The following is a 24,942-nucleotide window of genomic DNA, read 5'->3' as shown; positions in this document are numbered from 1 at the left end:
TTTATAGCTCCTTTTATGCTCTTTGGCTCGGAACAATCTCGAGAAGGTGCATTAAGAACCTTTGAAGATGCGCTAAATCCAACAAGTTCACAAACACTATATATGTTACAATACTTTTCTTTTTTATTATGTCTTGCTTTGCCTGTTTCTATTGTTTTTTTGTTTCTTAGGTATTGGTTAGGAAACGAATATAGAGGTTTCGTTTTGTATTTTTTTATGACACTGGGTTATATTGTTTTATTATTTAGAGCCTATAAAATGAAATTAACAGGAATATATATAATATTCATAGATATAATGGTAATAGCAGTAGGAGTACTAATAGCACCATTATCAGAGGATTTATTCGTGGATTTATTCGGGGGATTATTAGAGATATCATTCGTGCAATTTGCACTCGTATTTATATTGGGATTGGGATTGGGATTGGTATCTGCAAAGGCAACGGAATTAAGAACGGGATTGATAGTTTTACTTTACTCTGCAACAATATTATTGACACTTACCCTTGTTTATAAAGTTATATATACTATTAGGTATATTAGATACGGATTCACATCATTTTATTCCAATTGGAGGAAGATATGTTGGTCTCAAGATATATATTTTCCTCCCGAACTCTTGCCCGGTATAGAAAATTACGAAGGCTTAGAATATATAAAATGGAGCAATATATTAAGAGATTTTGGTAAAATAGATACAGTCCTACTAACAAATAAACTTGTAGATATAGTAATAGTATTCATACCTACCTATCTGTATAGAATCAGTATGAAGGCAACTTTTTGGTTTTATTTTCCGCTTCTTTTATTAGCAATACCTTATAAAGTGGGAGAATTAAAAGATAAAGCATTCTTTGAGGGCATTTTTAAACCTATACTCTCATGGATGGTTTGTTTATTTGCTCTCAGTATTGTAGTGTATTCCGTTCCTGTAATTAAAGATTTCTTGCCTGCATCATTATTAGATATGCTATCATTAGAGATAACTCCATTTCTCGACAAATACTTTCCTATACAATTTCTTTTCTATCCCGCTGTCTTGTTTATCCTCATTTTCTTATTCTCTAATTTGTATTCTTACATAGTTACAGAGAGAACATATAACTCATGGAAGAGACAAACTATAGTATGGGGAATAAGAGTGCTATATGCTCTTTTAATAATAGCAGGTTTTGGCATCTTTTCTTCTCTTGCTGCACATATTATTCCCCCTGATTATCCACTCATCAGAGAACCTTTTATTGCTATAAAAGAATTTTTGACTACTTGGTATACATGGTGAGTTTTTATGGAGGTATAAGGTATGATTTATGAATGGTTTCCTTTGCGGTATATTTGTTTTTTTTGTAACTATTTAGCACTCTTTTTCTTTGATAATCAAGGACTTAGTATCTTAAAAACGGCATCATTTTTTTTGAAGAAATCAATTTTTAGAATCCATCTACACAAATATATCAAAAAACACCAACCAATAAAAACAAAATTTCAAAAAACGTAGAATTATTGCTTCAGTATTTTAGCATTCATAAAAAACATTTAGAACACGTATTATTTTTATATATTAGAAAAATAAATATGATAGGGTATAAATTTTCTCAAAAATGATTTTTGAGAAAAGAATCTGTAAAAATTATTACATTAATACAAAAAAATAGGTATAAAAATTAAAAAATGCAACAAAATTTTATTGAAGAATTACGGTGGAGGGGGCTTATATACGATATAATGCCTGGTGCAGAGGAACAGCTGAAATCAATGACGGTGGGATACATAGGTTTTGATCCTACTGCCAAATCACTTCATATTGGTAATTTAGCGACGGTTATGATGCTGATACATTTTCAAAAAGCGGGGCATAAGCCCTGTGCTGTTATCGGAGGAGCTACGGGTATGGTAGGGGATCCTTCGGGAAAATCGGAAGAAAGGAGTTTTTTAGACGAAAATGTTTTAAGGCAAAACCAAGCGGGGATAAAAAATCAGTTAGAAAAGTTTTTGGATTTTGAATGTGTAACCAATGCGGCTTTTATAGTTAATAATTATGATTGGCATAAAGAGTTTGGTTTCCTACAATTTTTACGTGATGTGGGAAAGCATATATCTGTTTCTTATATGATGGCAAAAGATTCGGTAAAAAATAGATTAGAATCAGGAATATCTTTTACAGAATTTTCTTATCAATTACTTCAGGGATATGATTTTTATTATTTATACACCCACCACAATGTAAAAATGCAAATGGGAGGTAGTGACCAATGGGGAAATATGGTTACAGGAACAGAACTTATTAGAAAAAAAGCAAATGGAAACGCTTTTGTGATAACTGCCCCCCTCATTACTAAACCTGATGGTACAAAATTTGGAAAGAGTGAAAAAGGAAATATATGGTTAGACCCTACTCTAACGAGTCCTTATAGATTTTATCAATTTTGGATTAATTGTTCGGATGAGGAATCTCCCAAGCTGATACGTATATTTACTCTTTTTTCCAAAGCAGAGATAGAAGATTTAGAAGTACAGCATTTGCAAAATCCACATTTGAGGATTTTACAAAAAGCCATTGCAAAAGAAGTGACTATACGAGTTCATTCTCAATATCATTACGAACAGGCATTAAAAGCATCACAGATATTGTTTGAAAAAGAATCTCGGGAGACAGTTCTGCATACTATAGAGGATATAGAGGAATCTCTTTTTTTAGAAATTTTTGATGGAGTGGAAATGGTGGTTATATCTTTTGAACAATATAAAAATTTTGAGACGCTTGGGGATCTTCTTTCAGTGGATACTCAATTTCGCATATTTCCATCAAAAGGAGAAGCAAAAAAATCGATTCAAAATGGGGGGGTGAGTATCAATAAGATAAGATATTCCGATCCATATCAAAAACCAACAGTAGAATTGCTGAAAAATAAGTATATTCTTGTGCAAAAAGGGAAAAAAAACTACGTTCTCATACAAGTAGAGCGATAAGACATATACATTAATACGTATCAATGCAATTGAGATCTTTTTATAAGATATTCGTTCAGCACTTTGTTAAAATCTGTATTGATATTAACTTCTACAGTATCTATTTTTAATTGTCCACATTTGTTACGAAAGTATTCATAAAATGCTTCTACGTTCTTTTGGTAGTTTTCTTTTATATCTGTAGGATTTATTTTTATATGCGTGTTTGTTTCTAAATCATGAAATATATAAGGTCTTTGTTCAAAGAGAAATTCTTTTTCTGTATTTGGCTCTGTTACGTGAAATATTAAAATTTCATGCTTATTATGTTTCAAATGTTGTAAAGCAGCAAAGAGTTCTTCTTTTTGTTCTATGGGAGTAAGTATATCACTAAAAAGAATGAGGAGAGATTTTTTATGTATCTTTGGTGCTATTTGATGGAGAATCTTTGCAATATGAGTTGTTTTTTGCGTAGATGGATTTTGAACGATATTATTCAAGATGAGAAGAATTTTTTGCCAATGGGTAAACGTAGATTTTACGGGGGTTTGGATAACAATAGAGTCGGAGAAAGTAAAGAGTCCGAAAGCATCTCTTTGAGTACATAAAAGATAGGAAAGAGCGGCGGCGGCGACTGAGGAGAAAAGAACTTTTCCGTAGTTATGGACGGGATAATACATAGAGGAGGAAACATCTATTATTATATAGCATCTGAGATTAGTTTCTTCTTCAAATCTTTTCGTATATAATTTTTCGGTTTTTGCGAATAGTTTCCAATCAATAAAACGGGTACTTTCCCCTGTATTATATAGTTTATGTTCTGCAAATTCTACTGAAAATCCATGGTATGGTGATTTGTGAAGCCCTGTTATAAATCCTTCTACTACTTGTTTGGCTATAATATTTAGATTACCTAATTCTTTTATTGTATCAATATTTATATCCATATACAAGTGAATAAAAGTATAAGCGAGTAAAGGTTAAGAAGCGAGTTGAGTATGAAATTTTTCTAATTTGTCTATAGCATATTCTTTTGTGATAATGAGGGGATAAGGTTTGGTTTTGCTGGATGGTAGTTCAAACATAGCATCATTAATCACTGCTTCACAAATAGTTCTCAGTCCTCTGGCTCCAAGTTTATATTCTATGGCTTTTTCTACGATAAGGTCTATGGCATCTTCTTCGAAAGTAATATGTATTCCGTCTATTTGGAGTAGTTTTTGGTATTGTTTTACAAGGGCATTTTTAGGTTCTGTTAATATTTTTTTGAGGGCATCTTTGTTAAGGGGATTAAGATAGGATATAACGGGTATTCTACCGACTAATTCGGGGATAAGACCGAAATTTCTGAGATCTTTTGGATTTACATATTGTAGAACATTTTGGTCTTTTGAGATAGCAAACTCGTCATGGGAAGAAGTAAATCCTATAGGGCGTGTTGTAAGACGGGATCTGATAATTGGTTCTATACCGTCAAAAGCCCCTCCACAAATAAATAAGATATTTTCGGTGTTCACGGTTATATACTTTTGTTCGGGGTGCTTTCTTCCTCCTTGCGGGGGAACGTTTACTTCGGATCCTTCTAATAATTTTAAGAGAGCTTGTTGTACTCCTTCTCCATTCACATCTCTGGTAATAGATGGGTTAGCTCCTTTTCGGGATATTTTATCTATTTCATCTATATATACTATGCCTGTTTCTGCTTTTTTTACATCGTAGTTGGATGCTTGTAGGAGGCGCGAGAGTATGCTTTCTACATCTTCTCCCACATAACCTGCTTCTGTAAATACGGTAGCATCTACTATACAAAAAGGAACTTGAAGAATTTTTGCAATAGTTCGGACGAGATATGTTTTTCCTGTTCCTGTATCGCCTATCATCATGACGTTAGATTTTTCAATAAAAACGTCATCTTTTTTAAAATTTTGTGCTCTATATTTTATTCTTTTGTAATGATTGTAAACGGCGACAGATAGTTTTTTTTTGGCTTCATCTTGTCCTATAACATATTCATCTAGATGTGTTTTCATACTCATAGGAGTCATTATATTTATTTTTGAAACGGAATTATCTACGGGTTGATGCACGTCTGTTTCCATAATTTTTTGTGCTTGTTGAACACAGCTTCCACAGATATGCCCGTTTATTCCCGATATAAGTACATTAAGTTCTTTTTTTGGTCGTCCACAAAAAGAGCATTGTAATTCTGTTATTTTTTTTCCCATGGTGTATTATTTTTTTTGTTTTAGCAGTACTTCATCAATTATTCCATATTCTTTTGCTTCCACAGCACGCATCCATTTATCTCTATCAGAGTCATTTTTCACTTGTTCTAAAGATTTTCCCGTATGTTCTGCTAAAATAGTATATAAATCAGCCCTTAAAGATTTCATTTGTTCTATGGATATTTCCATATCTATGGATGTTCCTTGTACTCCACCACTTGGTTGGTGTATCATAATTCGAGAATGAGGTAAGGCAGATCGTTTTTTAGGAGATCCTCCTGCTAAAAGCACTGCTGCCATAGATGCTGCTAATCCGGTACATATAGTTGCTACATCAGGTTTTATATATTGCATCGTATCATACATTCCTAATCCAGCGTAGACACTACCCCCTGGGCTGTTTATATAAAGAAGAATATCTTTTTTTGAATCTACTGATTCTAAAAATAATAACTGGGCTGTAATAATATTTGCTATATTTTCTTCTACTTCCATTCCTAAAAAGATAATTCTGTCCATTATGAGGCGTGAAAAAACATCTATTTCTCTAAAATGAGTTGGTCTTTCTTCTATGACAGATCGAGTCATATTTTCTACTTTTTCTGTATATTTATCAAATAATATACTACTAATTTTCCTTTCTTTTATACTGTAATTTCTAAATTCTTTTTTATTCATGGTGTAAAAAATATATGTATGTGTTTAATGTATTGTTTTTATTTCTGAAAATCTACTGCATCTACTTCTTCTATTTCCAATTGAATCTTTTGTGTTATATACTGAAATATTTGATTGTGCATAATACTATTGTATTGTTCTGTTAGAAGTTGTTGCTTTCTTGTTTCTTCTCCTTTATCATTTTCTTGATGATTTTGTGATTCAAAAAAATACGTCCTATAAATCTTTTTCATAGAGTCGTAACTTTGAAGAAAAGGATGACGGTACTTAATTAAATAGTCAAAAAGAAATTCTTCTAATAAATATTCTTGTGTTATCGGTATATTTATGGAATCTAATATTCTTATACAAAGAGTTTCTGTTATGCTATCTTTTATAAATTCTTCGAACTCTTTTTTCTCTTTCTCATTGAGCGTTTTTTCTGTAATGTGATTTTTACTATAGAGATAGCAAGTTGTATTTACGAGTATATTTTTATTTCTTTCATACAGTTTCTCCATAAAAAGAGAAATATATTTGTTAACACATCTTTGTTCAGCATATTTTTTGTGCATTTCTTCGCATTTTTTCAAAAATTCTTTTTTGCTTTTGACTGTGTCTTTTCCAAAACAATTATCAAAAAAAGTTTGGTCCAATTCAGGTACATCAATATAGATAATGTCTTGTACATTCACAATAACAGAGATATGTTCTTCTGATTGGGCTATTGTTTTCTGGATTTTGTGATATTCGAATATTAATTCTTTTGTAACAATAGGGTTTAAGAAAATACTTTGTATATCTATTTCTATATGAAATGGGAATGCAGAAGATGTGTGTGTGAGTATTTGTTCTCGCATGTGTGGGGTTATATTGAGAGAATAAGTGTTATTTTTTTCTATAATCACTGCACCATCTTTTGTAGCAATAGATAGTATTGTATGAAAGTTTTTTGTTTTGTTTTGTAGATTATGTTTATCTTCTTTATTTTCTGCATCGGTATCGGTACTTTCTGTTATATTTTCAATTCTTCTTGAGAATTTATTCATAAGTATATTTTGGATAGTAGATACTTCTACATCTGTTGTTCTAATTTTTGCTATTCTTAAAGAGATGTTTTCAAAAGAAATGGGGGTTTCTTTATCGTACAAGGGATAGACGCAAGATATAGTTATTGGTTTTTTAGCATTGTAAGGTTCTATGATTTCTTCTTTTCGGAATATTCTCTTTATAGTATCATTGAGTAAACATTTATTTTCTTGACAGAAAGTATCTATTTCGGTAGATTTTTTTTCTATAATATCTTCTATGATATTATAGATGCTATGCTCAATAAATTCTACGCCTACTTTTTTTTTGGCAAGGTCAAAAGGTATTTTTCCAGGTCTGAAACCTTTAGGAGGGTGAGCGTTTATATATTTTTTTATACTTTCTTCTACGTTTTTTACATAGTCCTCGGGAGAGAGAGTAATTGTAATATCAAATTCTACAGGGCTATTTTTTTTTATTGTATATTCCAAGATTTTATTGTTTATTGTATTAATTATAAAAGAATGAGTGCGGATGGAGGGACTCGAACCCACATGTCTTCCAACGCTAGATCCTAAGTCTAGTGCGTCTGCCAATTTCGCCACATCCGCTTCTTAATTTACTATTGATTACATATTGCAAATAATTACAATAGAATGCAAGGTAGTATTTTTTTGAAATATTTTTTTTATTTAAAAAAATTGTTTGTTTTTTTTATAGAAATATTAAATTATTTGTATTACCATTATCAAAAATACTGAAAAGGTTATTATACTTACTATTTATAGGCAACTTCTTTATGGGATTCAAAAAATAACTACTAAGAAATATGTTTAAGAATAACAGAACCATTCTATAAATACAAAAGTATTCTTTTATTGCAAGACAAAACTGATGCTCTGAAAAAAGAAAACGAAGTAATTGAAGTAGAAGGATAAATAAAGAGATGTTCTAAAAATTTCAAATCCTAAAAACTGTACCCCTTAAAAATCAATAGCTACTAACATTTTTTTTTGAATAAATCAATTTTTAGAACGCACTTTCATACTACCTTTGTTTTCTCTTCAAAAAAAACACAAACCCATTCTTTTCACTTATTTTTTCTAAGTGTTTTACTCTTTGTAGGGAGGCAGAATCATTTATTTTAGCACAAAAATAAGCATCTTTATCAATCTCTTCCTCTAATAAAAATTGAACCCACTGATCATTATTTTGATATTCAGAAGCATTATGAGGCATCACCTTTCCATAAAATAAATGAGCGTAGCTTTTGAAACCGATAGGGGTCACATATACTTCTTTATCTTGAAATTGAGTATAAAAATCTACTGCCGCTCCTTGTGTATAGGATTCTATTTTATAAGGAAAAAGAGAAAGAAACCACATAATAAAAAAACTCATTCCAAAAAACAATACATACAGAGAACTTTTTGTTTTTCTATAATACATACCTGTAACAACTGCTATTATGAGTATAATGAGATAGAGACCTGGTAGCCCATCTGTCCAATCCCAATTTACTGCTGCAGAAAAATTTGCTTTTGCAAAATCATCTTGTATATAAGGATAGAGCATCTGTATATTTTGCATCATAAAAGGGATACAAAAAATGATACTCCCCAAGGTTATAAAAAAAATAAGGAGTGTTATTCTTAAAAAATTGGGGATAGTTGTTTTTTTTTCAATGGTATCAAATATATATTTGGCAGATAGAAAAGTGAGAGGAAAATAAGCAAGGGAAGAGTAGTGAATAATTTTGGTATTTACAATACTAAACAATACTAAAACCACCCAAAATAGAATTTTCATAAAAAGTGTAAAACTATTGAGAAAGTTTTTTTCGGTATGTTTTTGAAAAAAAGAGGGGATAGTAAAAAAGGAAGCGGGCGAACAACCCAAAAGTAAAATAACAAAATGATACCCTAAAAATCCTGAATGTCCCGCATCTTCGGTTTGTAATAAACGTAATTGATAACTCATAAATTCTTTGAAAAGCCATACTCCATTTTTGGACATATCTATTCCTATCCATATAATAAAAGGAGTGATGGAAAAAAAACTCCATATTAGAAAATGCGAGAAGGAAAAAGTTGCCTTTCTTTTTTGAATTTGAAACATAAAAAAAACAAAGAGACACAGAATGCATATAAGATACGCAACCGGTCCCTTTGTTATTAAAGCCATTCCTATAAAAATACCTGAAATTATGAGAAAGAATCCTCTTTTTTGTTTGAATTCCAAAGAAAAATTTTCTTTTTTCCAATAAAAAAGCAGGAAAAAAAAGATTCCTACAAAAATAAAAAGATTAAAAAAAGGATCTATAATTCCTGTTCTAAAATAAAAATGTGGTAAAATACTTCCTAAATAGACAAGGCACCAAAGAATGCCAAATTGAGTATTATAAAGCAATTTACCTATTGAAAAAAGCACTTGAATAGTAATAATTCCACAAATGGCATTCGGTAATCGGGCTGTATATTCACTTATTCCCAAAAGAAAGAAGGAAATATACTGCATCCATACAAAAAAGGGAGGTTTTTCCCAAAAAGGAGCGTAATTAATGTATAAAACAGAATATTTTTTTAGCACAAGCATCTCTCTCGCACATTCTGCAAAGTTTATTTCATCCCAATCAAACAGGCGAACATCGGCAACAGGAGAGAGAAAAAACAAGCACGAAGCAAAAAAAATAAAAAAATGAATTCTATATATCAAAAAAAAACGCATTATCTACTTAATTATCATTTGTATTAAGAATGAGTGGTAATCCGTCTTTTCCCCCTCCTATAACTATAATTTTTGTATTAGATGATTTGGCAAGGTCTTGAGTAGCTTCTATTCCTCTCATTTTTAAAAGGGAAGGGGTTAAACTACTGTTAATAATAGCATTTGCTTTTGCTTCGCCTTCCGCACCAATTCTTTTCCTTTCCGCTTCACTTCTTTCTCTATCTAATCTAAATTGATATGCAAGGGCTTCTTGTTCTTGCTTCAATTTATTTTCTATTGCTAAACTTATTTGTTCAGGTAGTTTGATAGACCGTATAAGAAGTGCCTTCATAAGGATATTATTTCCTGGTTTGCCTAATACTTCAGCGGTTTCTATTCTTATGGTATTTTCTACTTCTTGACGTTTTGTAGAGTAAATTTCCTCTGAGGTGTATCTTCCCATGACTTGCCGAACCGTAGAGCGGACCTCAGGAACCACCAGACGGGTAACATAATCTTGTCTGAAGGTCTCCTGAAGGTCTCCAATTTTATCAGGCATTGGATGAAACCGAACAGAAATATCTACATTAATTGCTAACCCATTTTTATCTAAAACATCCATCGTTTCTTCTTTTTGATTCTCTGTTATATCATACACGTACAGAACATTCCAAGGGGCTTTCGTATGAAACCCAGGTTTTAAGAGATTTGTTTTATCTAAACCACCTGTAAATTTATGAAATATAAGCCCTACTTCTCCTGGTTGTATAGTGAAAAATATTTGAGAAGAAAAATAGATGAAAAAAATAATCGTAACCGATAAAATAACGACTACGGGTAAAAATCTTTTGTTTTCCATTGATTGTTTAATGTTAAATTAATTATTTATTGAACTATTTATTGAACTATTTTAAATGTATTCGTTTTTACTCACATGTTTTTGTCATCGTTTTATAAAATCTTCGTGTGTACCTGCATAAAAGATTTGGGGTACTCAGTTTTTATTAATTTTATAGCAGGCTCTATATCAAAAGCTTTTTTATTTTGGTCGAAATAAAACGTTCCTTCAGGAACAATATACCCCAACCTGGATCGTGCATAAAAAAAGCATGGGGTGAGATGTGAAAAAATCTTTCGTGAAAACATTGGTATCTTATTTCCAACCGAGCTCATGCACAAGTAAAGTTCACAAATCAAACTGACGGGTTATGGTTTCAATTCGCCAAATCAAATCCACTACTAAAATAGAAACCGAAGCACTAAGATCTATAGTATCAAAAATATAATCAAATACGGAAACATTAACCCTACCCCCCAATGTGGGTACAACCCTAAATCAAGCAGAATAAGAATAATAGATAGAATAAGGAGTAGTAACGTATAAAATTTCAAAAATTGGTTTATAAAGAATTGTTTCAGAAATACACGCAGAGAAAGCTATAATCCATGTATAATGAGCAAATAATTAACCATGGAAACATCCATTGTAAGTCCATACCAAAAAACACCTAACAACTCACTCAAGTTTAATAATTTACTGAAAGAAAAGTTCCATATAAGAAACATTGCCTTAGCGCAAACGAAAAAAAACAACCAAAAAAGAAAATACTTAAAATAACTTACTAATGGCTGACGCATAATGAAAAGTATACCTGAAATCGTGTATGGTACATAAAAAATTGTATCTGTAATGAAATAATGGTAAATGCTAAAATAACTACTACCGATATAGTTTTTTTATTTTCCATCGATTTGTTTAATCTTGTTTAAATGTAACCCAGATTCCTTAATAAAATTTCACTGATGCAAATTTAATAAAAATGAACAATTATACAAATAATCCTTTTATTTATAGTGAAAATAAAAAATATCGTACCTATATATTGTAATTTTATATTTTATACCATGTAATTACAAAAATTATTGAGTTATTCATACCTGTATTGCAAAAACTCTTTAAAAAAAAATATATTGATGAAAATTATAATGTAATAATCTCAAATCACAAACATATATAAAACTCATGAAAAATAAATTTATTATACTACTCATACTTATGTCATTTTTAGAAAAAAAAACAATAGCACAAACAGAAAAAATATCACTGAAAGCAAAACCAGGGGAAGCAACAGCAGTATTTGCAGAAGGATGTTTTTGGTGTAGTGAACATGTATTTGAAGCAGTAGTAGGAGTGAAAGAAGTTATTTCAGGGTATGCGGGAGGAACAACAGATAATCCTACATACGAAGAGGTAGGAAAACATAATACAGGACATGCGGAGGCAGTTCTTATATATTATGACCCTGCAAAGGTAACTTTTAAAGAACTAGTAGATGTTTTTTTTACATCTCATGACCCTACTACTCCAAATAGACAAGGACCCGATGAAGGTTCTTCTTATCGTTCCATCGCTTTTTATCAAAACGAAGAAGAAAAAAAAATAATAGAGCAAGGGATAGCATATTATAATGTTTCAGGAATATTTGCAAACAAAATAATCACTGAAGTAAAACCTATTGAAGCATTTTTTAAAGCAGAAGCATACCATCAAGATTTTGTAAAACGAAACCCTTATCAAGGATATGTACGCTCTGTTTCTATACCTCGTTTTGAAAAGTTTAAAAAAACATACAAGGGAAAACTAAAATAATAATCCCCGTGGAAATACAAAAATATACTCAAAACGAATACATAGAAAAGAATAAAGAAAGATTTTTAGAAGAACTTTTTAGCATTCTAAAAATACCTTCTATAAGTACTGATAGCCGTTATAAAAAAGATGTTGTTAAGTGCGCTTCTGAACTTGCAAATTTACTCGAAAAATCAGGAATAGAAAAAGTAACCATTCATACCACAAAGGGAAACCCCATTATTACGGGAGAAAAAATAATGGGAACGAACTGCCCTACCGTATTGGTATACGGTCATTATGATGTGCAACCACCCGACCCACTTGATTTATGGAATAATCCTCCTTTTGAACCTACTATAACAGATGAAAAAATATACTGTCGCGGCGCTTGTGATGATAAAGGACAAATGTATATGCATATAAAAGCAGTAGAAACCCTTGTCAATACCAATATCTGCAAATGTAATGTAAAATTTCTTCTGGAAGGCGAAGAAGAAATAGGTTCTAAAAGTTTGGAAGATTTTCTGGAAACCCATAAAAAATATCTGCAAGCAGATGCTATAATAATATCCGATACAGCACTTATAAATAAAGAAACTCCTTCTATAACAGTGGGATTAAGAGGACTTTGTTATATGGAAATAGAGGTAACCGGTCCTAACAAAGATTTACACAGCGGAGTTTATGGTGGAGCAGTGGAAAATCCTATCAATGTCCTTTGTTCCTTGATGCATAAAATAAAAAATGAAAAAGGAGAAATAACCGTACCACATTTTTATGATACAGTAGATTCTCTTTCATCAGAAGAAAGAAAAAAATTAAACGAACAACCTTTTGATTTAGACACATATAAAAGGTCTCTCTCTCTTGAAGAAGTATTCGGAGAAGAGGGCTTTAATACTATAGAAAGAACCAGCATTAGACCTACCTTTGATATAAATGGAATTTTTGGAGGATATACTGGAGAAGGAGCGAAAACAGTCCTTCCTTCCAAAGCAACAGCAAAAATTTCTATGAGGTTAGTCCCCCACCAAAATCCAGAAGAAATAGAAAAACTTGTAAAAAATTATATAGAAAAAATATGCCCGAAAACAGTAAAATTAAAATTTACTACCCACCATGGCGGAAATCCTGTCGTTACCTCTACTAATTCTGATGCTTACCATGCGGCAAGCAAAGCTTTTTTAGAAGCTTGGGGAAAAGAACCTATTCCGGCAAGAGAAGGAGGAAGTATTCCTATTGTTTCTCTCTTTCAAAAAAAGTTACAGACAGAACCATTATTAATGGGATTCGGATTGAACGAAGATGCGATACATTCGCCTAATGAAAGTTACGGACTATTCAATTATTTTAAAGGAATAGAAACTATAATATTATTTTATAAATATTATAGCACTATAAAACGAGTCCATAAACTATAGAATACATACATATCCATCACTATGACGAAACAGATACTCATAAAGTTTTTTTCACATAGATTTTTTCTTAATAAAAAATACATTATTGGAATCATTTTTCTACTCTCTACTTTCGCTGCTGTTCACAAATATACACTCAATTCTTACAATAATTATAAAATATTTAAAGGTGTATACTACCATTTTGTTCAAAAACTTAATTTATATGCCACTTACCCGCAAGAATACGGGGATGCGAATCATTACGGACCATTTTTTTCTCTCATAATAGCTCCTTTTGCCATTTTACCAGATATCATAGGTGTGATTCTCTGGAATATTTGTACTGTTCTGGTATTTATCATAGGGATATGGAAACTCCCAATCTATGAAAAATATAAAGTAGCTATCTTTTGGATAACCTTGAACGAACTCTATACTTCTATAGTATCCTTTCAATTTAATCCTGCCTTAGTAGGTCTTATCCTGCTTACTTTTGTGTTTTTAGAAAAAAATAAATTATTTCTTGCCTCTCTCTCTCTGCTCATAGGTTTTTTCGTAAAAATATATGGGATTGTAGGAATTGCGTTTTTCTTTTTTATCAAACGTAAAACTGCTTTTGTCATCACTTTTTTGATTACAGGAATTGTTTTGTTTTTTTTGCCCACTATTCTATCCGACCTTTCTTTTCTTACAGAGAGCTATTTTGATTGGAAAGAATCTTTGATTCACAAAAATGCAGAAAATGAAAGTCATCAACACCACATGTCTAATATTTCTTTTTTAGGGCTTTGTTATAAAATTTTAGGAATTTATATACATCCTCTTATAGGAGTAGCGATTGGTTCTTTTTTTTTAATCCTTATATTAGCAAGATACTCCCAACATAATAATTTTTACTATAGGTTATTTGTATTAGTAGATATTCTTTTTTGTATAATACTCTTTAATACGGGTACAGAATCACCCACTTTTATTATTGCGTATGTAGGAATAGCAATATGGTTTTTATTATCTCCCAAAAATACATACATACTCTCTCTCTTTATTTTTGCTTTTATAATTACAAGCCTTTCACCCACAGATATATTCCCCGAGTTTATAAGAAATAATTATATAAGACCCTACGCTTTAAAAGCATTACCATGTCTCATTATATGGATAGATATTACTTATAAACTCCTTTTTTATGACTTCCATTCCGCTGTTCTCGAAAAAAAAATACATCCAATATACTCAGAATCATAGAAAAAAAAGAAAATAATCAGATTTCTTTTAAGAATGACAAAAAAAACACTAAATTTGATTTTATCAAAAAAATTACTTTTTATAGATTTGTAACAGGTTGATTATCAATAATTTTAAAGTTCAGTATTATTTGTATAAAAAGGAATTTGAGAGGTAGAATAAAATCTAAACATCCATTTTTGTTTTAGAACCCCTCATTACTGTGTACAGCATTGAAAATATGATTACTTGTAAAATATAATATAACCACTCACTTTACGAAAGAATTATTTTCATTTTTTTTATTTGCTTTATCCTCTTTTGTTAATGCAATTAATCGGTTACTTTTTCAAACAGAAAATTATCAATACCTATTTAGAAGCAATAAATAGTTTGAAAAACGTAGAAAAATAAAAAAAAACGAGATAAATGAGAAAAATTTATAAAAAAGTTATAACTTTGCATTTAGGTTTATAAAGAATACCGAAAGTATTCTATTATTTTTTTAATTTCAAAAGAATAAAAACCCAATTTTTAGAACCCATCATTCATAGATATTTAATTGCCTAAATGGCGGAATTGGTAGACGCGCTGGTCTCAAACACCAGTAGTTGCAAAACTGTGCCGGTTCGACTCCGGCTTTAGGTACGTCTTTTATCAAGATTTTACAAATATAGCAGATATACTTCTCTAATCTCTCAAAATTAATGCAAAAGAATGAATAAAAAAGTAATCCTCATCATTTTAGATGGATGGGGAATAGCCACAAAACCACAATATTCTGCAATAGATAATGCAAAAACACCTTTTATAAATTCTCTTTATAAAACATATCCCCATAGTAAACTAGAAGCTTCGGGGCTATCAGTAGGTCTACCCGATGGACAAATGGGAAACAGTGAAGTTGGACACATGAATATAGGTGCGGGGAGAATAGTATATCAAGACCTCGTAAAAATAAATTTAGAAATAGAAAACGGTGGATTAGAAAATAATCCCATCCTTCAAAATACCTTTCAATATGTTAAAAAAAAAAATACCCATATCCATATCATGGGACTTGTTTCCGATGGAGGCGTCCATTCCCACATACATCACTTGAAATCTCTCATATCCTACGCTCACAAAGCAAATATTACAAAAATATTTATACATGCTTTTACGGACGGTAGGGACACAGATCCTAAATCAGGACAAGTGTTTTTAGAAGATTTAGAAAACCATCTCCGTAAAACCACCGGCGAAATAGCAAGTATCACCGGAAGATTTTTTGCTATGGACAGAGATAAAAGATGGGAAAGAATCAAAAAAGCATACGATGCATTAGTAAAAGGAGTAGGTGTTTATACAACGGATGTATTATCAGAGATAAAAAAAGCATATTCTCAAAATATCACTGATGAATTTATAGAACCCATCATAAAAGTAGATTCTCAAAATAATCCCATTGGAAAGATATATCCAAATGATGCCGTTATTTTTTGTAACTTCCGCACAGATAGGGGTAGAGAGTTGACAGAAGTTCTTACACAGAAAGATTTTCCTGACTTTGAAATGAAAAAAATCCCCCTCCACTACGTAACAATGACCAGTTATGATGATACTTTTCAAAACGTATCCCCCATCTACCGAAAAGACAATCTCAATAACACATTAGGTGAAATTATTGCTCTTCATAATAAAAAACAAATACGTATAGCCGAAACCGAAAAATATCCACACGTTACTTTCTTTTTTTCCGGCGGAAGAGAAACCCCTTTTACAGGTGAACAAAGAATTATGTGCCCATCTCCAAAAGTAAAAACGTATGATTTAAAGCCCGAAATGAGTGCTGCTGAGATTACCCATTCCATTATTCCTGAACTCATAAAAAAAGAAGCAGATTTTATATGTCTTAACTTTGCAAATCCTGATATGGTAGGGCATACGGGAGTATTTTCTGCAGCAATTACTGCATGTGAAACAGTAGATAAATGTACAGAAGCCGTAGTACAACAAAGTATCCAAAATGGGTATTCATGTGTTATAATTGCCGACCATGGAAATTGCGATATTATGATAAATGAAGATGGTTCCCCGAACACTGCCCATACTACAAACCTCGTCCCTTGTATAATTATAGATAAAGATATTACAAAACCTCTCAAAAATGGAAAACTTTGTGATATAGCCCCCACTATTCTCAAAATAATGAATATACCAGCTCCATTTGAAATGACAGGGAATCCATTATTCTAAATTTGAAAGAAAGACACACAACTTTTATTTTTTATGCTTTTCTCGTAAAAAATGAAAAAATACATATAAAAAAATATCTTTTGTGAATATTTTTTAAAAAATATTTAAAATACCACTATAATAAAGTATTAAGATGTATAAATAAATGTATAACCTCACAATAACATATAAAAAAATAATGAAAAATAAAAATTTAGTAAGTTTGAATATTGGATTATCTTTTTTGGTAATAGCTGTGTCGGGAATAATAATGTATATCGGACAAAAAAATCATGCTGTGGAAACCTTGCATATATTATTTGGTCTGATATTTTTATCCTTTATCGGGTTTCATATAAAAAACAATTGGGGCTCTCTCAAAAAATATTCTTTTCGTTCCGCAGATGGACAAAAAAAATGGTCACGAGAAATTATTGTAGGACTTATTATATTTAGTATATTTTTTGTAGGAGGAGCTTTTAAAATACCTCTTTTTGAAACCATAGCCCACGGAGTAAAAAAATTAGCAAATACGGAAAAAAGAAACGATAATCCCAAATATGAAGTAGTAGAATGGATCCCTTTTATTATTAAAAAAGGTACCACAGAAGAACAAATATTAAAATATTCTCAAAATATTCAAAAAGAATTTTTTCAAAAACAAGCAGGTTTTTTCAAACGAGACCTGTTAAAACAAAATGACAGTACTTTTGTAGAGGTTATATATTGGAAAACAAAAGAAGAAGCACAAAAAACAAAAGAGTTATTACATACGGAAATAAATACATCATATTCTGATATAATACGCTTCCAAGAACCAAAAAATACCACTACTTTTTTTTCAATAAATCCAACATCTCGCTCTAAATAAATAACATCATAATAATATAAATTTTATATAAAAATGGAATCATATATAGTAGCGGGATATAGAACCGCAGTAGGAAAATCAAAAAAAGGAGGATTTAAAAATGTTCGCCCCGATGACTTAGCAGCAGATGTAATAAAACATTTAGTAGCATCAGTACCAGGATTTGATGCAAAAAGAGTGGAAGATCTTATAGTAGGAAATGCAATTCCCGAAGCAGAACAAGGAATGCAAATGGGAAGAATGATTTGCCTCCTTTCTTTACCAATGGAAGTACCTGGAATGATTGTAAATCGTTATTGTGGTTCGGGAATAGAGGCTATAGCCATAGCAGATACACGCATAAAATCAGGTTTTGCAGATTGTATTATAGCAGGAGGGACTGAAAGTATGTCCTTAGTTCCAATGATGGGGTATAAAACCGCATTAAACTGGAAAATAGCATCTACCAATCCTGATTATTATCTCAATATGGGATTAACAGCAGAAGAAGTTGCCAAAGATTATCATATCACAAGAGAACAATGTGATGATTTTTCTTATCAATCGCACCAAAAAGCTATAAAAGCTATAAAAGAAGGAAAATTCAAAAAAGAAATTGTTCCCATTTCAGTAGAAGAAACATTTCTTAACAAAAACGAAAGGATAGAAAAAAGAAGCTTTACTGTCTCTGTTGATGAAGGACCAAGGGAAGACACCACCACTGAAGCATTAGCAAAATTAAAACCTGCTTTTAAAATGAATGGAATTGTCACAGCAGGGAACTCATCACAAACCTCAGACGGGGCAGCTTTTGTTTTGATAATGTCAGAAAAAATGGTAAAAGAGTACAATATTCAACCTATTGGAAGATTAGTTTCTTACTGCGCTGCAGGAGTAAACCCCAGAATTATGGGAATAGGACCCGTAGAAGCAGTACCAAAAGCATTAAAAAAAGCAGGATTACAATTAGCAGATATAGATCTTATAGAACTCAATGAAGCATTTGCAGCACAGGCACTTGCCGTTGCTAAAAAATTAGATTTTGATATGGAAAAATTGAATGTAAATGGGGGAGCTATTGCCCTTGGACACCCATTAGGATGCTCAGGTGCTAAACTTTCTGTTCAACTGTTTCATGAATTAAAAAGGCGTAACAAAAAATACGGAATGGTAACCGCTTGTGTAGGTGGGGGACAAGGAGTTGCTGGAATATACGAAGTGTATTAAAATCCAAAAAATCTATATCTTTTTAGAGATATAATTTTCTATATTATTATTTTATAGTATCAGTTGTTGTTCCCAAATAATTCTACTCATTCTTTTGGTATGAAAAATTAAACAAACAGAATATATTTGACACATTAAAAAAGTATTTTTACAATGAGAAATGTAACTATAGATTTAGGAAATACAAGAATAAAGGTTGGTTTTTTTGAAAAACAAGTACTACTCAAAAAAGCTATTGTTGAATCCTACGAAGATATTATTCAGCAAATAGATTTTTTTAGTCCTGATAATATTATTTTATGCAGTGTTTATTCGCATCACGATTTTGAAAATATTCTTAAAAAATATTTTCAAATCATTGTCGTATCACCTTTTATTGACCTTCCTATAAAAATTGACTACAAAACCCCTGAGACATTAGGTAAAGATAGAATTGCGGCTGCTATCGGGGCGTGGACTTATGCACCATTCCAAAACTCTCTCATAATAGATTCCGGATCTTGTATTACGTACGACTTTGTATCAGATTCTGGAGTATTTGAAGGCGGATGTATCTCACCTGGGTTTCAAATGAAACTAAAAGCACTTAATTTTTATACTGCAAAACTTCCATTACTAGAAATACCACATCATTTTCATAATAAACAAATAATACCTCTCGGAAAAACAACTCAAGAATCTATCCTGGAGGGGGTACTTATAGGGACTCTTTTAGAAATAAAAGGAATCGTCTACTCCTATAAATCTCTCTATCCACAATTACAGATAATTCTCTGCGGTGGGGATGCAGAACTCATAAAAAAAAATCTTCCTGAAATTCATTTTTTAGTCCAAGAAGACTTAGTATTATTCGGTTTAAATCAAATTCCTTACCAATAAAAAAAATTAGTAAGGAAGAATAACTGTCAAAAAATACCTTAAAACAGATGTGAAATGTATTTTGTTATTTGTTATTATTATTGGTTTTACTTAATAAAAAAATGATCTTTAATAATTACAAAGCTAAATCACAAGATATTATTCAAAACACTATCCATCTCGTAGTAAGTTCGGGACAATAAACAGTAGAACCCGTACATCTCTTAAAATCTATTACGAAAGAATATGATTTTATCATTTTTTTCTCAAAAAATGTTCCGTAAATAAATCTCTTTTAACGGAACTATTAGACAGTATCTTACATGGTTACTCCAAAGTTTCCATTACAGGATACACCTATTTATTCCAAAATTCCTTATAGGTCTTACAAGATAAGTATCTTTTTTGAACGAGTTAAAAGATGAATATGTAGCAATAGAACATATTTTTTTAGTATTAACTACGAGAAAATATCCGATAGGAAGTATTTTGGTGGAAGTAGTTTTTAAAAAAAAACCATCAGAATAGCAATAAAGGGTTTACAAAACGGAAGCACTGTGAAAACCCAAAATTCCGATACTCAATATAGAAGCTTAGAAAAATATGCAAAAAAATTACACGTTCTCGCAGAACAAAAAATAATACTCTGTTGCTATGGGATCCATGAGTTGGAAAAACAGCAATTGTATAAAAAATAACACAAAGAATTACACAAAAAGATATTCCCGAAGGATACAAGATAAGTATATTTATACACTCTATATGGGATTATTACTTGCGGGGTCTAAATACAACGGATAATTTGAAGAACGCCTTAAATTTGTTATAAAAGAAGTGATGAAAAGCGAAAAGAAGATAATTCTCTTTATTGATGAAATCCATACCCTTATCTATGCTAGTGGAAGAAGTGAAAGTAATATGGATTCCGTAAATCTTTTAAAATCTGAACTCGCCCGAGGATAAACCCACACCATAGTGTTACTACTTTTAAAGAATACCAAAGATAATAAAGCTTTAGAGAGATGATTCCAAACAGTATTGGTAGATGAACCTGATATTACCAATGTCATTTCCATTCTATGGGAATTAAAGATGCTTCAGTGATTGCTACAGTAGAATTTTCTCGCGGTTATGTTCTCGATAGATTTTTATCCGATAAAGCAATATATCTTATAGATGAAACGGCTTTAGAACTTCGCATAGAGATTGATTCTATTCCCGAAGAATTAGATGAACCCAACAGAAAAATTATTCAAACAGATACTTACCCATATAGCATATTATTTTAGGTATTTGTATCATTTTTATAAGTTTAAATTAAAAAAAATTGTATATATATATCAAAAATAAGCAAAATAAATATTATGTTATTATTTTATTTTTTACCAGTCTAAATACTATTAAGAGGATAGTTTTATAAGAATGAACATTATATTCAACAAATATCTTACATAAAATAAATGGTACCGTTGGAAAAATATGTAATTATAATACCTACTTACAATGAGAAAGATAATGTAGGGGAAATTATAGAGCATGTCTTTGGTTTAAAAACATTTTTTCATATACTTATAATAGACGACGGATCTCCTGATGGGACAGTAGATATTGTAAAAAAAAAGATGGGTTTTTATTCGGAACGCTTATTCCTTATCCAAAGAGAAGGAAAACAAGGATTAGGAACCGCTTACATAAGAGGTTTTTCATGGGCTTTAGAAAGGAATTATGAATATATTTTTGAAATGGATTGTGATTTTTCACATAATCCTTCGGATACGGAGCGTCTTTTAGAGACATGTATAAATGGATGTGACCTTGCTATTGGTTCTCGGTATGTAAAAAGGTTGGTGAATGTGATAAATTGGCCCATATCTCGTTTAATAATGTCTTACTATGCGAGTGCTTATGTGCGTTTTATCACCGGTATACCTATTATGGATACAACTGCAGGGTTTAAATGTTATAAGAGGAAAGTATTAGAGACTATTCCCTTGCATGAAATTGCCTTTGTAGGTTATGCTTTTCAAATAGAAATGAAATTTACGGCGTGGAAATATGGGTTTAAGATACAAGAAGTTCCTATTATTTTTACAGACAGGTCAAAGGGTGAATCTAAAATGAGTAAGGGTATATTTCGAGAAGCAGTATTTGGCGTTATTTATATGAAAGTAATGAGCTTTTTCAAAAAATATAACCTCTAAACTAAAGTATTTTATGTATTTAAAAAATTTTACCAACCATATAAGATGAATAAACTATCGGGTTTCTTCAAAAAAGCTTTTTTAAAATATACAAATACAAACAAGTATATTCTTTATAAGCAGAATGTAAAACAATTACGGAAACAAAAAGAAGACCAAAAAACCGAACAATTACTCACACTTTTTAATGCTAGAATTAATGACTCCTTTCAAAAAAAAACAATTCCTCCATATCATTTCAAACATTCAGGAAACTCAGGGGATATCACATATTCTTTACCCATTATAAAAAGTATTTCACAAGGTGTTCCCGCTTGTGTCCACCTTCATTTGTACCAACCTGGTATATATGAATCTGAACATCCATTAGGTAATGTAATGCTTACTAAAGAAATATTTGATATGCTTACCCCTCTCTTAAAAAGTCAAAAATATATAGATGAGCTAGTGGTTTATGACGGGAAAAAAATAGATTTTGATTTAGATATAATGAGAAATTCTCCTATTCTTTTAGATAGGGGATGCATAACGGGTTGGTATAGTCATGTATTCAATATATTTCCTGATCTTACTGAACCTTGGTTAGAGATAACTCCAAATAAAGCATATAAGAAATATATAGTTATAACCCGAAGTCAGAGGTATAATAATCCCTCTATAAACTATTCTTTTTTAAGAGATTATCCAAATGTGCTTTTTATGGGAGTTTTAAAGGAGTATGAGATCATGAAAAAAAGTATTCCAAATATAGAGTATAAATCTGTAAAAGATTTTTTAGAAATGGCACAAATAATAGCTGGCTCAAAGTTTTTTATTGGAAATCAAACGTTTGCGTTCTCACTTGCAGAAGCGATGAAAGTACCAAGGGTTTTGGAGATATATTATAAATGCCCGAATGTTATTTTACATGGAAAAAATGGCTATAGTTTTTATTTTCAGTATCATTTTGAAAATATTGTCAAGCAGTTAGATGAAAGTAGATAACTTTCTTTTTTGTAAAGAACCGACAAAAATATAAAACGCATGAAAATATATTGTATTACGCTTGCTTTCTTTCTTTCTTTTTCCATCTCTTTTTCTCAATCCGTTCCATTAAGTTTTTTGTCATATCAAGAGTATATCCGCAGAAAATCTCTCATAGATTCTTCGGATAGAGCCACTTCTTTTATGAATAGACCTTTTGATATAGGTTCAAAAGATAGTAGTATGTATATTTCTTCTCTTTTTTACGATGTAAAACATACTCAATCATTAGATATAAAAATATTTCCTTTTTTTTTTGAGTATAAATATAACTCTTTCAGATCATCAGAATATAATGAAGGATCTCTTTTTGGGGGGAGAGGAAGTCAGTTTATTGTGAGCGGAGGCATTTTTTTAAAATATAATTTTTTATCTTTTCAATTTATGCCCGAGTTTATATATTCTGATAACAAGGATTTTTTAACTTTTCCATTTGACCACCCCGCACATCAGTTACAGATATTCATAGATGCCCCACAAAAATACGGAGAAGGGTACTTTACAAGATTTTTATTTGGGCAATCCTCTTTCAAATTCCATATAAAAAAAATGTCCATTGGTATTTCTACACAAAATCTTTGGTGGGGGCCAGCAAAGAGAAATGCATTAGTTATGAGTAATAATGCAGAAGGGTTTTTACATTTTTTTTTTCAAACAGAAACGGCAATTCCGAGTATTCTTGGAAATTTTGAATGGCAAATTATTGCGGGAACATTAAAAAATAGCAGTGTAGAACCTCAAGAAATAATACCTATTCCAAGAAATAACATTTATTTCTATCGTATTTTTGAACATCCTACCAATATATATAATGTTACGCCTTACAATGTGATTTCTCAAAAAAAAAAAAATGATGGAAGATATATTTCAGGAATAAATTTTATATGGAATCCTAAATGGACAGCAGGATTATTTTTAGGATTGAGCATATCCCAAGTTTCATACCATAAAAATCTACAACATATACAAGATTATTTACCTATTTTTAACGGGATACGTAAAGAGTGGAACGAGCAAGAAAGCAAGAATACTCCCTCTATAAATATACATACTTTTTCACTGAGGTGGGTTGTTCCAAGAGAAATGGGAGAGGTATATATAGAATATGGAAGCTATGGAAAACTAAGAGATGTGTCCTATTTTTTTAAAAATCCAAATTTGGATAGAGGGTTTACAGTAGGTGTAACAAAATTATTTTCTCTCAAAAAAAATCATTTTTTACAACTTTTTTTTGAGATGACAGAGCTTCAACAAAATTCTATAAAGCAAACATATTCTTTAAACAGCTGGTATACAAGCAATACCGTAAGACATGGATATACGAACAATGGAAAAGTATTAGGGGCAGGAATAGGTCCTGGTAGCAATACAAAATATTTAGAAATCTCATGGGTAAAAGGAATAAATAAAATATCTTTCGGCTTTGAATACTTAAACTATAATAACGACTTAAGATATTTTATTTTCAGATATCCCATATCTCCAGGAGCAGACCTTTGGAAATACTGGGTAGAAACACATTATAACTTATCAATAGATTGGTATTTCAGATATACAAAAACATTTGTAAATTTCTCTTTCAAATATATGTATATATACGATTATAATTGGAATAATCAATACCAGCCCATTCGGGAGTATTGGCAAACTGTTCGTTCTTCACAAAAAGGATTAGATTTAACAGAAGATGCTTATAACTACTTTTTTCAAATAAAAATCATTCAGCCCTTTTATAAAAA

At 30.9% G+C, this 24,942-nt stretch carries 21 protein-coding genes, 2 tRNA genes and 1 pseudogene; 17 read left to right on the top strand and 7 right to left on the bottom strand.

Annotated elements, in window-relative coordinates; all coding sequences use genetic code 11:
• The coding region (locus QM536_02735) for a hypothetical protein (protein ID MDI9355924.1) at window positions 1-1,284 on the top strand (1,284 nt) is incomplete at its 5' end.
• 389 nt (window positions 1,285-1,673) lie between these two features.
• Window positions 1,674-2,972: a tyrosine--tRNA ligase gene (gene tyrS, locus QM536_02730; protein MDI9355923.1), complete on the top strand. Its 1,299-nt coding sequence runs from the start codon at window positions 1,674-1,676 to the stop codon at window positions 2,970-2,972.
• Window positions 2,973-2,992: 20 nt separating this feature from the next.
• On the opposite strand, the gene QM536_02725 is transcribed toward tyrS, so the two are convergent.
• From QM536_02725 to QM536_02695, 7 genes are all read right to left on the bottom strand, one after another.
• Window positions 2,993-3,898, bottom strand: coding sequence for a DUF58 domain-containing protein (locus QM536_02725; protein ID MDI9355922.1), 906 nt, complete (start codon window positions 3,896-3,898; stop codon window positions 2,993-2,995).
• A gap of 33 nt (window positions 3,899-3,931) precedes the next feature.
• A complete protein-coding gene (clpX, locus tag QM536_02720) occupies window positions 3,932-5,176 on the bottom strand; it encodes an ATP-dependent Clp protease ATP-binding subunit ClpX (protein MDI9355921.1) in 1,245 nt (414 codons plus the stop codon).
• Window positions 5,177-5,182: 6 nt separating this feature from the next.
• Entirely contained in the window at window positions 5,183-5,854 is a 672-nt protein-coding gene (locus tag QM536_02715; protein MDI9355920.1) for an ATP-dependent Clp protease proteolytic subunit, read from the bottom strand.
• A 38-nt stretch (window positions 5,855-5,892) separates the two neighbouring features.
• Window positions 5,893-7,353 carry a trigger factor family protein gene (locus tag QM536_02710; protein ID MDI9355919.1) on the bottom strand — a complete coding sequence of 487 codons (1,461 nt, stop codon included), beginning with the start codon at window positions 7,351-7,353 and terminating at the stop codon, window positions 5,893-5,895.
• A gap of 38 nt (window positions 7,354-7,391) precedes the next feature.
• A tRNA-Leu gene (locus QM536_02705) sits at window positions 7,392-7,473 on the bottom strand.
• A gap of 436 nt (window positions 7,474-7,909) precedes the next feature.
• Window positions 7,910-9,577 carry a glycosyltransferase family 39 protein gene (locus QM536_02700; protein MDI9355918.1) on the bottom strand — a complete coding sequence of 556 codons (1,668 nt, stop codon included), beginning with the start codon at window positions 9,575-9,577 and terminating at the stop codon, window positions 7,910-7,912.
• Window positions 9,578-9,596: 19 nt separating this feature from the next.
• Complete coding sequence (locus tag QM536_02695) at window positions 9,597-10,427, bottom strand: prohibitin family protein (GenBank protein ID MDI9355917.1); 831 nt, start codon at window positions 10,425-10,427, stop codon at window positions 9,597-9,599.
• A 1,164-nt stretch (window positions 10,428-11,591) separates the two neighbouring features.
• On the opposite strand from QM536_02695, the gene msrA reads away from it, so the two are divergent.
• The 15 genes and pseudogenes from msrA to QM536_02620 form a co-directional block, all read left to right on the top strand.
• On the top strand, window positions 11,592-12,218 hold the full coding sequence (gene msrA / locus QM536_02690) for a peptide-methionine (S)-S-oxide reductase MsrA (GenBank protein MDI9355916.1): 627 nt from the start codon (window positions 11,592-11,594) through the stop codon (window positions 12,216-12,218).
• 8 nt (window positions 12,219-12,226) lie between these two features.
• Window positions 12,227-13,621 carry a dipeptidase gene (locus QM536_02685; GenBank protein ID MDI9355915.1) on the top strand — a complete coding sequence of 465 codons (1,395 nt, stop codon included), beginning with the start codon at window positions 12,227-12,229 and terminating at the stop codon, window positions 13,619-13,621.
• Between the two features lie 21 nt (window positions 13,622-13,642).
• Window positions 13,643-14,848, top strand: coding sequence for a glycosyltransferase family 87 protein (locus QM536_02680; GenBank protein MDI9355914.1), 1,206 nt, complete (start codon window positions 13,643-13,645; stop codon window positions 14,846-14,848).
• A gap of 543 nt (window positions 14,849-15,391) precedes the next feature.
• Window positions 15,392-15,475, top strand: a tRNA-Leu gene (locus QM536_02675).
• 69 nt (window positions 15,476-15,544) lie between these two features.
• Entirely contained in the window at window positions 15,545-17,065 is a 1,521-nt protein-coding gene (gene gpmI, locus QM536_02670; protein MDI9355913.1) for a 2,3-bisphosphoglycerate-independent phosphoglycerate mutase, read from the top strand.
• A gap of 178 nt (window positions 17,066-17,243) precedes the next feature.
• Entirely contained in the window at window positions 17,244-17,915 is a 672-nt protein-coding gene (locus QM536_02665; protein ID MDI9355912.1) for a DUF4405 domain-containing protein, read from the top strand.
• Between the two features lie 33 nt (window positions 17,916-17,948).
• On the top strand, window positions 17,949-19,121 hold the full coding sequence (locus tag QM536_02660; GenBank protein ID MDI9355911.1) for an acetyl-CoA C-acyltransferase: 1,173 nt from the start codon (window positions 17,949-17,951) through the stop codon (window positions 19,119-19,121).
• A 153-nt stretch (window positions 19,122-19,274) separates the two neighbouring features.
• On the top strand, window positions 19,275-20,000 hold the full coding sequence (locus QM536_02655; GenBank protein MDI9355910.1) for a type III pantothenate kinase: 726 nt from the start codon (window positions 19,275-19,277) through the stop codon (window positions 19,998-20,000).
• 384 nt (window positions 20,001-20,384) lie between these two features.
• On the top strand, window positions 20,385-20,507 hold the full coding sequence (locus tag QM536_02650; protein MDI9355909.1) for a hypothetical protein: 123 nt from the start codon (window positions 20,385-20,387) through the stop codon (window positions 20,505-20,507).
• Window positions 20,508-20,633: 126 nt separating this feature from the next.
• Window positions 20,634-20,780 carry a hypothetical protein gene (locus tag QM536_02645; protein MDI9355908.1) on the top strand — a complete coding sequence of 49 codons (147 nt, stop codon included), beginning with the start codon at window positions 20,634-20,636 and terminating at the stop codon, window positions 20,778-20,780.
• Between the two features lie 18 nt (window positions 20,781-20,798).
• A pseudogene (locus tag QM536_02640) lies at window positions 20,799-20,942 on the top strand (AAA family ATPase).
• Window positions 20,943-21,058: 116 nt separating this feature from the next.
• Window positions 21,059-21,268, top strand: coding sequence for a hypothetical protein (locus QM536_02635; GenBank protein ID MDI9355907.1), 210 nt, complete (start codon window positions 21,059-21,061; stop codon window positions 21,266-21,268).
• Window positions 21,269-21,439: 171 nt separating this feature from the next.
• Window positions 21,440-22,180, top strand: a complete 741-nt coding sequence (locus QM536_02630; GenBank protein ID MDI9355906.1) for a polyprenol monophosphomannose synthase — start codon at window positions 21,440-21,442, stop codon at window positions 22,178-22,180.
• A gap of 45 nt (window positions 22,181-22,225) precedes the next feature.
• The gene (locus tag QM536_02625; GenBank protein ID MDI9355905.1) at window positions 22,226-23,164 is read left to right on the top strand and encodes a hypothetical protein; all 939 of its coding nucleotides are present in this window, start codon (window positions 22,226-22,228) and stop codon (window positions 23,162-23,164) included.
• 39 nt (window positions 23,165-23,203) lie between these two features.
• A partial coding sequence (locus QM536_02620; protein MDI9355904.1) for a capsule assembly Wzi family protein occupies window positions 23,204-24,942 on the top strand: 1,739 nt, incomplete at its 3' end.

It is taken from the genome of Chitinophagaceae bacterium (genome assembly GCA_030053935.1).
Lineage (GTDB): Bacteria > Bacteroidota > Bacteroidia > Cytophagales > JASGCU01 > JASGCU01.
This window is presented reverse-complemented; position numbering and strand designations above follow the sequence as displayed.